At 32.3% G+C, this 11,145-nt stretch carries 15 protein-coding genes and 1 pseudogene; 13 read left to right on the forward strand and 3 right to left on the reverse strand.

Translation table 11 applies throughout. The annotated features are described in order from the left end of the window. Positions 1–9 precede the first annotated feature (9 nt). Entirely contained in the window at positions 10–411 is a 402-nt protein-coding gene (locus IDG66_RS05230) for a ribonuclease HI family protein (RefSeq protein ID WP_001062934.1), read from the reverse strand. 343 nt (positions 412–754) lie between these two features. On the opposite strand from IDG66_RS05230, the gene IDG66_RS14240 reads away from it, so the two are divergent. Beyond that, entirely contained in the window at positions 755–886 is a 132-nt protein-coding gene (locus IDG66_RS14240; RefSeq protein WP_000529136.1) for a hypothetical protein, read from the forward strand. A gap of 64 nt (positions 887–950) precedes the next feature. On the opposite strand, the gene IDG66_RS05235 is transcribed toward IDG66_RS14240, so the two are convergent. Then, positions 951–1,655: a queuosine precursor transporter gene (locus IDG66_RS05235; protein ID WP_000282171.1), complete on the reverse strand. Its 705-nt coding sequence runs from the start codon at positions 1,653–1,655 to the stop codon at positions 951–953. Between the two features lie 244 nt (positions 1,656–1,899). Here IDG66_RS05235 and IDG66_RS14245 point away from each other — a divergent pair, with 244 nt between their 5' ends. From IDG66_RS14245 to IDG66_RS05295, 12 genes are all read left to right on the forward strand, one after another. Then, positions 1,900–2,094: a zinc-finger domain-containing protein gene (locus IDG66_RS14245; protein ID WP_001795441.1), complete on the forward strand. Its 195-nt coding sequence runs from the start codon at positions 1,900–1,902 to the stop codon at positions 2,092–2,094. Between the two features lie 11 nt (positions 2,095–2,105). Next, a complete protein-coding gene (locus IDG66_RS05245; RefSeq protein WP_000691942.1) occupies positions 2,106–2,357 on the forward strand; it encodes a NifU N-terminal domain-containing protein in 252 nt (83 codons plus the stop codon). Between the two features lie 37 nt (positions 2,358–2,394). After that, on the forward strand, positions 2,395–3,519 hold the full coding sequence (locus tag IDG66_RS05250) for a virulence factor (RefSeq protein ID WP_000404645.1): 1,125 nt from the start codon (positions 2,395–2,397) through the stop codon (positions 3,517–3,519). Positions 3,520–3,534: 15 nt separating this feature from the next. Then, positions 3,535–3,972, forward strand: a complete 438-nt coding sequence (gene brxA / locus IDG66_RS05255; protein WP_000995287.1) for a bacilliredoxin BrxA — start codon at positions 3,535–3,537, stop codon at positions 3,970–3,972. A gap of 423 nt (positions 3,973–4,395) precedes the next feature. Further along, a complete protein-coding gene (locus tag IDG66_RS05260) occupies positions 4,396–5,352 on the forward strand; it encodes a thymidylate synthase (RefSeq protein WP_000934894.1) in 957 nt (318 codons plus the stop codon). Positions 5,353–5,551: 199 nt separating this feature from the next. Continuing rightward, on the forward strand, positions 5,552–6,031 hold the full coding sequence (locus IDG66_RS05265; protein WP_000175752.1) for a dihydrofolate reductase: 480 nt from the start codon (positions 5,552–5,554) through the stop codon (positions 6,029–6,031). 14 nt (positions 6,032–6,045) lie between these two features. Beyond that, entirely contained in the window at positions 6,046–6,885 is an 840-nt protein-coding gene (gene fakB2 / locus IDG66_RS05270; protein WP_000166059.1) for a fatty acid kinase binding subunit FakB2, read from the forward strand. Between the two features lie 85 nt (positions 6,886–6,970). Next, positions 6,971–7,504 carry a peptide-methionine (S)-S-oxide reductase MsrA gene (gene msrA, locus IDG66_RS05275; RefSeq protein ID WP_000159902.1) on the forward strand — a complete coding sequence of 178 codons (534 nt, stop codon included), beginning with the start codon at positions 6,971–6,973 and terminating at the stop codon, positions 7,502–7,504. Continuing rightward, positions 7,497–7,925 carry a peptide-methionine (R)-S-oxide reductase MsrB gene (msrB, locus tag IDG66_RS05280; protein ID WP_000913315.1) on the forward strand — a complete coding sequence of 143 codons (429 nt, stop codon included), beginning with the start codon at positions 7,497–7,499 and terminating at the stop codon, positions 7,923–7,925. The genes msrA and msrB overlap by 8 nt, the downstream gene beginning before the upstream one ends. 11 nt (positions 7,926–7,936) lie before the next feature. Beyond that, complete coding sequence (locus tag IDG66_RS05285) at positions 7,937–8,437, forward strand: PTS sugar transporter subunit IIA (RefSeq protein ID WP_000473657.1); 501 nt, start codon at positions 7,937–7,939, stop codon at positions 8,435–8,437. Then, positions 8,437–8,658 (forward strand): YozE family protein, encoded by a 222-nt coding sequence (locus IDG66_RS05290; protein WP_000801007.1) that lies wholly within the window; start codon positions 8,437–8,439, stop codon positions 8,656–8,658. Before IDG66_RS05285 ends, IDG66_RS05290 begins: the two co-directional genes overlap by 1 nt. A 191-nt stretch (positions 8,659–8,849) precedes the next feature. Then, on the forward strand, positions 8,850–10,340 hold the full coding sequence (locus IDG66_RS05295; RefSeq protein WP_000342126.1) for a S41 family peptidase: 1,491 nt from the start codon (positions 8,850–8,852) through the stop codon (positions 10,338–10,340). A gap of 112 nt (positions 10,341–10,452) precedes the next feature. Here IDG66_RS05295 and IDG66_RS05300 read toward each other — a convergent pair. Further along, positions 10,453–10,986: pseudogene (locus IDG66_RS05300) on the reverse strand (transposase); the annotation flags it as partial. Between the last annotated feature and the right edge of the window lie 159 nt (positions 10,987–11,145).

The raw sequence follows: 11,145 nt of genomic DNA on the forward strand, positions 1-11,145 counted from the left end.
GTGCTCCTTTTATTTATTCTTTTTAATTAATTTATACAATGCCTGTTGAGCGTGTTGATTCGCTTCTTTGTTTTGTTCTCTCGGTATCCATTTAACAAATAATAAATCAAAATCTTTTTCAAATATTTCTATTTGATCAAAATAAGGTTTGAAATTTGCGTTTTTCACATAACCAGCTTCAATGCTATCTGCAATTATCTTTGAGTCTGTATATAATAGTGCGTTTTGAACATTTAATTCACGTGCATGTTCTAGTGCATAAATACATGCAGCCCATTCTGCAGTGTGGTTATCCATTTCGCCTAACTCATGTGTATATGTATAATGCTGCTCATCTTCTTTGATTACAATGGCACATGTACTTATGCCTGGATTTCCTTTCGTCGCAGCATCAAAATTTATTTTCGCCATAATAAACCTACTTTCTATTCAATACTTAGTTAAAGTTACTATTACTGTAATACAAAATATGTTGGGTAATCCATTAAAAAACACGCATCACTTAAATAAGTAACACGTGTTTAAAATACTCGCTGATTCAAAGATGATTTTCTAATACGTAGTACTGTAATATACTTCCTAAAAAATCATCTTCAGGCTGGGACATAAATCAATGTTCTATGCTCTACGATGTTATATTGGCAGTAGTTGACTGAACAAAAATGCGCTTGTAACAAGCTTTTTTCAATTCTAGTCAGGGGCCCCAACACAGAGAATTTCGAAAAGAAATTCTACAGGCAATGCGAGTTGGGGTGTGGGCCCCAACACAGAAGATGACGAAAAGTCAGCTTACAATAATGTGCAAGTTGGGGATGGGCCCCAACAAAGAGAAATTGGATTCCCAATTTCTACAGACAATGCAAGTTGGGGTGGGACGACGAAATAAATTTTGCGAAAATATCATTTCTGTCCCACAGCCTTAAAACTTATTCTTTTGTGTAGTAAGTGCGTTAATAGCCTTGATCTAACTTATCAATCTTACCTTTACGATAAAATGATTTAGCAATATATCCAAATGGTACATTGAAAACTGTTGAAGCTAATTTTAATACGTACGTTGTAATAAATATTTCAAATACAACTGTACCAGGTAAACTTCCGATAAATGCGATAGCTACAAATAAAGCTGTATCAATTATTGAGCTTAAAAATGTACTACCATATGCACGGATGAAAAACGTTTTATCAGAACTAAATACTTTTTTAATTAGTGAAAAGATAAATACATCAATATGTTGACCAATAATATATGCGACAATTGAGCCTAAAGCAATACGTGGCACAACATCAAAGATTGCGTGTAATGCTTTTTGTGCCATATCTTCTGGTGCAGGAATAAAATGTAATGACAATTGCATAACAATAATCATAATTAATGTTGATGAAAAGCCTAACCAAACTGCTCTTTTTGCAACTCTACGCCCATAAATATCATTTAAAATATCTGTTGCTAAATAAATAGAAGCAAACATGACATTACCTAAAGTTGCTGAAATACCAAAGATTTCTACAGTTTTAATCACTTGTATGTTGGCAATGATTGTGCCAATTGCAACCCATGCAATTAAACCTTGTTTACCAAAAAAGCGATACATAAGTACCATAAGTACGAACGTTGCAATAAACGTAACTAGTCCTAAAATTTCATTATACATATTAAAATGTCCTCCTAAATTTTGATCATGCGGGTGTTTAGAAACCGCTCAATAAATAACTTACTCATTTTACTGAAAAATCGTTTGCGATGCAATAGCATTTGAATATAAATACATTTTACGTATAGAATTGTAAAAGGTTTTATTCAAATCTTAGGGTCAAAAATGTTATAATATTTTTATGTCAAATTTAAAACAGTAACACTTATTTACAAGGTTGCAATATTTTGAAGTAATAAAGGAAGTGTCGCGTATTTTAACTTTTTCAGAGCAAAATGCACTCGCGAAAATAGATGATTTAATGAATACTTATTGCAATCAATGTCCAATCAAAACTCGTCTGCGTAAATTAGAGGGGAAAACGAAGGCGCATCATTTTTGTATCAATGAGTGTTCAATAGGGAAAGAAATAAAACAATTAGGAAATGAACTTCAATAGGAGGAAGTCAAATGAAAATTATATCTATATCAGAAACACCGAACCACAACACAATGAAGATTACACTTAGTGAAAGCAGAGAAGGTATGACATCAGATACGTATACTAAAGTTGATGATTCACAGCCAGCATTTATTAATGACATCTTAAAGGTTGAAGGCGTTAAATCAATTTTCCATGTTATGGACTTTATTTCAGTAGATAAAGAAAATGACGCAAATTGGGAAACAGTATTGCCAAAAGTAGAGGCTGTATTCGAATAAATTTTTCATCAACTAGTATTCGGGGGGAATAAAGTATATGGAAATTTTACGTATAGAGCCAACACCAAGTCCAAATACAATGAAAGTTGTTTTGTCATATACAAGAGAAGACAAGTTATCTAATACTTATAAAAAAGTAGAAGAAACACAACCAAGATTTATAAATCAGTTGTTATCTATAGATGGTATCACTTCCATTTTTCATGTCATGAACTTCTTAGCTGTTGATAAGGCACCAAAAGCTGATTGGGAAGTCATATTACCTGATATTAAAGCTGCTTTTTCTGATGCGAATAAGGTTTTAGAATCTGTAAATGAACCTCAAATTGACAATCATTTTGGTGAAATTAAAGCTGAATTATTAACTTTTAAGGGTATACCGTATCAAATTAAGCTAACTTCTGCTGACCAAGAATTAAGAGAACAATTACCACAAACATATGTTGATCATATGACTCAAGCGCAAACAGCACATGACAATATTGTTTTTATGCGTAAATGGCTAGATTTAGGAAATCGCTATGGAAATATTGAAGAAGTAATGGATGGTGTCCTAGAAGAAGTGCTAGCTACCTATCCAGAATCACAGTTACCCGTATTGGTAAAACATGCTTTAGAAGAAAATCACGCAACTAATAATTATCATTTCTATCGACATGTCTCTTTGGATGAATATCATGCAACTGATAATTGGAAGACTCGATTACGAATGTTAAACCATTTTCCAAAGCCGACTTTTGAAGATATACCGCTACTTGATTTAGCTTTATCTGATGAAAAAGTACCGGTTAGACGTCAAGCGATTGTATTATTAGGTATGATTGAAAGTAAAGAAATTTTACCGTATTTATATAAGGGGCTTCGTGATAAAAGTCCTGCTGTAAGAAGAACAGCAGGGGATTGCATAAGCGATTTAGGGTATCCAGAGGCACTACCAGAAATGGTGCTACTATTAGATGATCCACAGAAAATCGTTAGGTGGCGTGCTGCTATGTTTATCTTTGATGAAGGTAATGCAGAGCAGCTTCCCGCACTAAAAGCCCATATTAATGACAATGCGTTTGAAGTTAAATTACAAATTGAAATGGCCATATCTCGTATTGAAAACGGAGATGAGGCACTTGGTTCAGTATGGAAACAAATGGCAAACAGAACAATTTAATTGGAGGAATTAAATATGAATGCATATGATGCTTATATGAAAGAAATTGCGCAACAAATGCGTGGCGAATTAACTCAAAATGGTTTTACAAGTTTAGAAACGAGCGAAGCAGTATCGGAGTATATGAACCAAGTAAATGCTGATGACACTACTTTTGTAGTTATTAACTCTACATGCGGCTGTGCAGCTGGATTAGCAAGACCAGCTGCAGTAGCAGTTGCAACACAAAATGAACATAGACCTACAAATACAGTTACAGTTTTTGCTGGGCAAGATAAAGAAGCAACTGCTACAATGCGAGAATTCATTCAGCAAGCACCATCTAGTCCTTCGTATGCTTTATTCAAAGGTCAAGATTTAGTTTATTTTATGCCTAGAGAATTTATCGAAGGTAGAGATATTAATGACATTGCAATGGACTTAAAGGATGCCTTTGACGAAAATTGTAAATAGTACACATAAATAAATATAAAGGTTAACACATTTTATAATATTAAAAATGGTGTCTGTCATTGAAAATAGAGAATATAGTTGTATTCTATTTGTTAAATAAAGTCCGTTTTTACCAACTATATTTTCTAGAAATTTAACTGTTTTAATAGGACATCAAACATAATATTCAAATCATGTGTTAACCTCTTTTTTTAAATTTTTTAGCATTAAAGTTATAGATTTGGGTAAACAATTACCAATTGGAAACATATATCACGTTACGATGTGGTAGGTACTTAATCAGCATTTTATAAATAAAGTAACGGAATTCATGATATTAATATCATATTCCTAAAATGAGTGATAACAAAATGCTACATAAAATTAAGTTATATCAAACTAAATATACATACTATAAATAATGAAAATGAGGTGTTATCGCATATGTTGAATTCATTTGATGCAGCATATCACAGTCTTTGTGAAGAAGTTTTAGAAATAGGAAATACACGAAATGATCGCACAAATACAGGTACGATTTCGAAATTTGGTCATCAACTTCGCTTTGACTTATCTAAAGGATTTCCACTATTAACGACAAAGAAAGTTTCTTTTAAATTAGTAGCAACCGAATTATTATGGTTCATTAAAGGAGATACAAACATCCAATACTTATTAAAATATAATAATAATATTTGGAACGAATGGGCTTTTGAAAATTATATAAAATCAGACGAGTATAACGGTCCAGATATGACAGATTTCGGGCATCGTGCATTGAGTGATCCTGAATTTAACGAACAATATAAAGAACAAATGAAACAATTTAAGCAACGTATTCTTGAAGATGATACTTTTGCGAAGCAATTCGGTGATTTAGGAAATGTTTATGGTAAACAATGGCGAGATTGGGTTGATAAAGATGGTAATCATTTTGATCAACTTAAAACAGTAATTGAACAAATTAAGCATAATCCAGATTCAAGACGACACATCGTATCTGCATGGAATCCAACAGAAATTGATACAATGGCACTTCCGCCTTGTCATACCATGTTCCAGTTTTATGTCCAAGATGGTAAGTTAAGTTGCCAGTTATACCAACGTAGCGCAGATATCTTTTTAGGTGTGCCATTTAATATCGCAAGCTACGCTTTATTGACACACCTTATTGCCAAAGAATGTGGACTTGAAGTAGGAGAATTTGTGCATACATTTGGAGATGCACATATTTATTCAAATCATATTGATGCGATTCAAACACAATTAGCACGTGAAAGCTTCAATCCTCCAACATTAAAAATTAACAGTGACAAGTCTATTTTCGACATAAATTATGAAGATTTGGAAATTGTTGACTATGAATCACATCCAGCAATAAAAGCTCCAATAGCAGTGTAGTCATTGCATAGTTAGCTAACCATATAGACATCAAAATGACATCATAGTATTTTCAAGTGCAAAAAAGTACTTTTTTGTGTTAAACGTTTTCATAAATTATGCAAAATCATTATTTCTATCACACTTTATGATAAAAATTGTGTTAAATTAAAGATAACTTAGTAATAAAAAATGAAATGATAGAAGAAGGAGGATAATTATGACTTTATCCATTCTAGTTGCACATGACTTGCAACGAGTAATTGGTTTTGAAAATCAATTACCTTGGCACCTACCAAATGATTTGAAACATGTTAAAAAATTATCAACAGGTCATACTTTAGTAATGGGTCGTAAGACATTTGAATCGATTGGTAAACCACTACCGAATCGTCGAAATGTTGTACTTACTTCAGATACAAGTTTCAACGTAGTGGGCGTTGATGTAATTCACTCTATTGAAGATATTTACCAACTACCGGGCCATGTTTTCATATTTGGAGGGCAAATATTATTTGAAGAAATGATTGATAAAGTGGACGACATGTATATTACTGTTATTGAAGGTAAATTCCGTGGTGATACGTTCTTTCCACCTTATACATTTGAAGACTGGGAAGTTGCCTCTTCAGTTGAAGGTAAACTAGATGAGAAAAATACAATTCCACATACCTTTCTACATTTAATTCGTAAAAAATAAGGGGGAAAACGACCATGACAAAACAGATTATAGTAACAGACTCAACATCCGATTTATCTAAAGAATACTTAGAAGCAAACAACATTCATGTAATTCCTTTAAGTTTAACTATTGAAGGAGCTTCATACGTTGACCAAGTAGATATTACATCAGAAGAATTTATTAATCATATTGAAAATGATGAAGATGTAAAGACAAGTCAGCCAGCCATAGGTGAATTTATATCTGCTTATGAAGAACTAGGAAAAGATGGCTCTGAAATCATAAGTATTCATCTTTCTTCAGGATTAAGTGGTACATATAACACTGCTTACCAAGCAAGTCAAATGGTAGATGCTAATGTAACTGTTATTGATTCAAAATCTATTTCTTTTGGTTTAGGGTATCAAATACAACACCTAGTAGAGCTTGTAAAAGAAGGTGTCTCAACTTCTGAAATAGTTAAAAAGTTAAATCATTTAAGAGAAAACATTAAATTATTTGTAGTTATAGGGCAATTGAATCAATTAATTAAAGGTGGCAGAATTAGTAAAACAAAAGGTTTGATTGGTAATCTTATGAAAATTAAACCAATTGGTACACTAGATGATGGTCGCTTAGAGCTTGTGCACAATGCGAGAACTCAAAATTCTAGTATCCAATACTTGAAAAAGGAAATTGCTGAATTTATAGGAGATCATGAAATCAAATCCATTGGTGTCGCACATGCTAACGTCATTGAATATGTTGATAAATTGAAGAAAGTTTTTAATGAAGCTTTTCATGTGAATAATTACGATATAAATGTAACTACACCAGTTATTTCTGCACATACTGGTCAAGGTGCGATTGGCCTCGTAGTCCTTAAGAAGTAAATTTAATCTTTTCAGTGTTAATTACTTCCATTTCAATCCTTTATAGACTAAATTTATAATTAGATAGATAGAGGAGGTAATTCATATGACAAAAGAATATGCAACATTAGCAGGAGGATGTTTCTGGTGCATGGTTAAACCATTTACATCATATCCAGGCATCAAGTCAGTCGTATCTGGTTATAGTGGCGGTCATGTTGACAACCCAACTTATGAACAGGTATGTACGAATCAAACCGGCCATGTCGAAGCAGTACAAATTACGTTTGATCCAGAGGTTACTTCCTTTGAAAATATATTAGACATATATTTCAAAACATTTGACCCAACTGATGATCAAGGGCAATTTTTCGATAGAGGCGAAAGCTATCAACCAGTCATTTTCTATCATGATGAACATCAGAAAAAGGCTGCTGAGTTTAAAAAGCAACAATTAAATGAACAAGGTATTTTCAAGAAACCAGTGATTACACCTATTAAACCATATAAAAATTTCTATCCAGCTGAAGACTACCATCAAGATTATTACAAAAAGAACCCGGTACATTATTACCAATATCAACGTGGTTCAGGTAGAAAAGCGTTTATAGAATCACATTGGGGGAATCAAAATGCTTAAAAAAGATAAAAGTGAACTAACAGATATAGAATATATTGTTACACAAGAAAACGGCACTGAACCACCATTTATGAATGAATATTGGAATCATTTTGCTAAAGGAATTTATGTAGATAAAATTTCTGGTAAACCTTTATTTACATCTGAAGAAAAGTTTCATTCTGAATGTGGATGGCCTAGCTTTTCCAAAGCGCTTGATGACGATGAAATTATAGAATTAGTCGACAAATCATTTGGTATGTTGAGAACTGAAGTGCGTTCAGAAGAATCAAATAGTCATTTAGGACATGTCTTTAATGATGGACCTAAAGAAAGTGGCGGCTTAAGATACTGTATCAATTCCGCTGCAATTCAATTTATTCCATATGAAAAGTTAGAAGAATTGGGTTATGGCGATTTAATATCACATTTTGATAAGTAGGAGTGGAAAGTATGTTTAAAAAATTATTCGGAAAAGGCAAAGAAGTTCAGAAAGATATCGCAATTTATACACCATTAACTGGAGAATTCGTGAAAATTGAAGATATTCCAGATCCTGTATTCGCACAAAAAATGATGGGCGAAGGTTTTGGTATTAATCCAACTGAAGGAGAAGTTGTGTCTCCAATTGCAGGACGTGTTGACAATGTCTTTCCAACTAAGCATGCGATTGGGTTAAAAGCAGATAACGGATTAGAATTATTAGTTCATATCGGTTTAGACACAGTTCAATTAGACGGTGAAGGATTTGAAGTGTTAGTGTCTAGTGGTGACGAAGTTAACGTCGGAGATCCATTAGTAAGATTCAACCTTGAATATATTAATAATAACGCTAAATCTGTAATTTCACCAATTATAATTACTAACACTGATCAAGCAGCTTCAATTAATATTTATGATGAAAATGCTGTGATTAAAGGTGAAACAAAAGTGATTGATGTGACAATGAACTAATGAAAAACTATTCGTTTTATCAATTTGTCATGACAGTTCGTGGTCGACACGACGATAAAGGTCGTCTAGCAGAAGAGATATTTGACGATCTTGCTTTCCCAAAACACGATGATGATTTTAACATACTGTCTGATTATATTGAGACACATGGTGATTTCACATTGCCAATGTCTGTATTTGATGATTTATATGAAGAATATACGGAATGGCTAAAATTTTAATATAATTTTTAATAATAATAGTTAGAACCAGGGTGATGCAATTCGTTATCCTGGTTTTAATTTAAAATAAACTAAGTTGTGACTAAAAATTAATCAATTATAGTGAAATATGGTGCGCTATCTTGCATAAATTGATATGATTAACTACACAGAATTTAAAAGTACATAATACATAATAAGGAAGTGATACAATGGATGATAAGCAACACACATCTTCATCCGATGATGAACGCGCTGAAATTGCAACAAGCAATCAAGACCAAGAAACTAATTCATCGAAACGCGTTCACTTAAAACGTTGGCAATTCATATCAATATTAATTGGTACAATCCTAATAACAGCTGTCATCACAGTTGTTGCATATATTTTTATAAATCAAAAAATAAGTGGTTTAAACAAAACTGATCAAGCAAACTTAAATAAAATTGAAAATGTGTATAAAATCTTAAATAGTGATTATTACAAAAAACAGGACTCTGACAAGTTAAGTAAAGCTGCAATTGATGGCATGGTCAAAGAATTAAAAGATCCTTATTCTGAATATTTAACAAAAGAACAAACGAAATCCTTTAATGAAGGTGTTTCAGGTGATTTTGTAGGTATTGGTGCAGAAATGCAAAAGAAAAATGATCAAATTATGGTTACTAGTCCTATGAAGGGATCTCCAGCAGAACGTGCTGGCATTCGTCCTAAAGATGTCATTACTAAAGTAAATGGAAAATCAATTAAAGGAAAAGCATTAGATGAAGTTGTCAAAGATGTTCGTGGTAAAGAAAACACTGAAGTCACTTTAACTGTTCAACGAGGTAGTGAAGAAAAAGACGTTAAGATTAAACGTGAAAAAATTCATGTTAAAAGTGTTGAGTATAAGAAAAAAGGTAAAGTTGGAGTTATTACTATTAATAAATTCCAGAATGATACATCAGGTGAATTGAAAGATGCAGTTCTAAAAGCTCACAAAGATGGTTTGAAAAAGATTGTTTTAGATTTAAGAAATAATCCAGGTGGACTACTAGATGAAGCTGTTAAAATGGCAAATATTTTTATCGATAAAGGAAAAACTGTTGTTAAACTAGAAAAAGGTAAAGATACTGAAGCAATTCAAACTTCTAATGATGCGTTAAAAGAAGCGAAAGACATGGATATATCCATCTTAGTGAATGAAGGTTCAGCTAGCGCTTCTGAAGTGTTTACTGGTGCGCTAAAAGACTATAATAAAGCTAAAGTTTATGGGTCAAAAACATTCGGCAAAGGTGTCGTACAAACTACAAGAGAGTTTAAGGATGGTTCATTGTTAAAATATACTGAAATGAAATGGTTAACGCCAGATGGTCATTATATTCACGGTAAAGGCATTAAACCAGACGTTACTATTGACACACCTAAATATCAATCTTTAAATGTCATTCCTAATACGAAAACATTTAAAGTTGGAGACGATGATAAAAATATTAAAACTATTAAAATTGGTTTGTCAGCTTTAGGTTATAAAGTTGATAATGAAACAACGCAATTTGATCAAGCTTTAGAAAATCAAGTTAAAGCTTTCCAACAAGCGAATAAACTCGAGGTAACTGGTGAATTTAATAAAGAAACGAATAATAAATTTACTGAGTTATTAGTTGAAAAAGCTAATAAACATGATGATGTTCTCGATAAATTGATTAATATTTTAAAATAAGAGATACACACTGCTAAAATTGTATTATTATTATGTTAATGACACGCTCAGGCTGGAACATTAAGTTCTTAGGCAATGTAAAAAAGCTGATTTCTATTAATTATTTGATAGAAATCAGCTTTTCTTCAACTAAGTCACGATATAGTGTTTTTGAATTTTCGTTCAATTTCGATTCGTGATTTGGAATACTTTTCTTCCACACAAATGTATACCTATTGGCATTAGCTTCTACTTTTGTACCATCAATAAAAATTGAATTATGATCAATAAGATTTTGCTTTAAACATTGACTATGAAACTGGATAAATAAAGATTCAATTAATGCATCAGTATTAGGATTTACTCTAAAACGATTAATAGTTTTATAAGAAGGTGTTTGATTTTGAGCTAACCACATCATTCGAATACTGTCATGAAGTAATTTCTCTATTCTACGACCAGAAAATACAGATTGAGTGTATGCATATAAGATAATTTTTAACATCATTTTTGGATGATAGGATGTTGCGCCACGATGATGTCTGAATTCATCGAATTCGCTATCAGGTATCGTTTCAACAATTTCATTAACATATCGTGAAATATCATTTTGAGGAATTCTAACAGAAGTTTCTATTGGTAGTGTAAGTTGGGCAAAGTGTCTTATTTTTTTTAAAGTATTTAAAAGTAAAATTACATGTTAATACGTAGTATTAATGGCGAGACTCCTGAGGGAGCAGTGCCAGTCGAAGACCGAGGCTGAGACGGCACCCTAGGAAAGCGAAGCCATTCAATACGAAGTATTGTATAAATAGAGAACAGCAGT

Origin of the sequence: Staphylococcus sp. EG-SA-18 (assembly GCF_017151825.1) — a bacterium.
GTDB lineage: Bacteria > Bacillota > Bacilli > Staphylococcales > Staphylococcaceae > Staphylococcus > Staphylococcus aureus.

Coding starts and splice junctions, on each gene's coding strand:
- msrA (WP_000159902.1), top strand. CDS start 6,971: ATGACAAAAGAATATGCAACATTAGCAGGAGGATGTTTCTGGTGCATG.
- IDG66_RS05295 (WP_000342126.1), top strand. CDS start 8,850: ATGGATGATAAGCAACACACATCTTCATCCGATGATGAACGCGCTGAA.
- IDG66_RS05285 (WP_000473657.1), top strand. CDS start 7,937: ATGTTTAAAAAATTATTCGGAAAAGGCAAAGAAGTTCAGAAAGATATC.
- IDG66_RS05235 (WP_000282171.1), bottom strand. CDS start 1,655: ATGTATAATGAAATTTTAGGACTAGTTACGTTTATTGCAACGTTCGTA.
- IDG66_RS05290 (WP_000801007.1), top strand. CDS start 8,437: ATGAAAAACTATTCGTTTTATCAATTTGTCATGACAGTTCGTGGTCGA.
- msrB (WP_000913315.1), top strand. CDS start 7,497: ATGCTTAAAAAAGATAAAAGTGAACTAACAGATATAGAATATATTGTT.
- IDG66_RS05245 (WP_000691942.1), top strand. CDS start 2,106: ATGAAAATTATATCTATATCAGAAACACCGAACCACAACACAATGAAG.
- fakB2 (WP_000166059.1), top strand. CDS start 6,046: ATGACAAAACAGATTATAGTAACAGACTCAACATCCGATTTATCTAAA.
- IDG66_RS05260 (WP_000934894.1), top strand. CDS start 4,396: ATGTTGAATTCATTTGATGCAGCATATCACAGTCTTTGTGAAGAAGTT.
- brxA (WP_000995287.1), top strand. CDS start 3,535: ATGAATGCATATGATGCTTATATGAAAGAAATTGCGCAACAAATGCGT.
- IDG66_RS05230 (WP_001062934.1), bottom strand. CDS start 411: ATGGCGAAAATAAATTTTGATGCTGCGACGAAAGGAAATCCAGGCATA.
- IDG66_RS05250 (WP_000404645.1), top strand. CDS start 2,395: ATGGAAATTTTACGTATAGAGCCAACACCAAGTCCAAATACAATGAAA.
- IDG66_RS05265 (WP_000175752.1), top strand. CDS start 5,552: ATGACTTTATCCATTCTAGTTGCACATGACTTGCAACGAGTAATTGGT.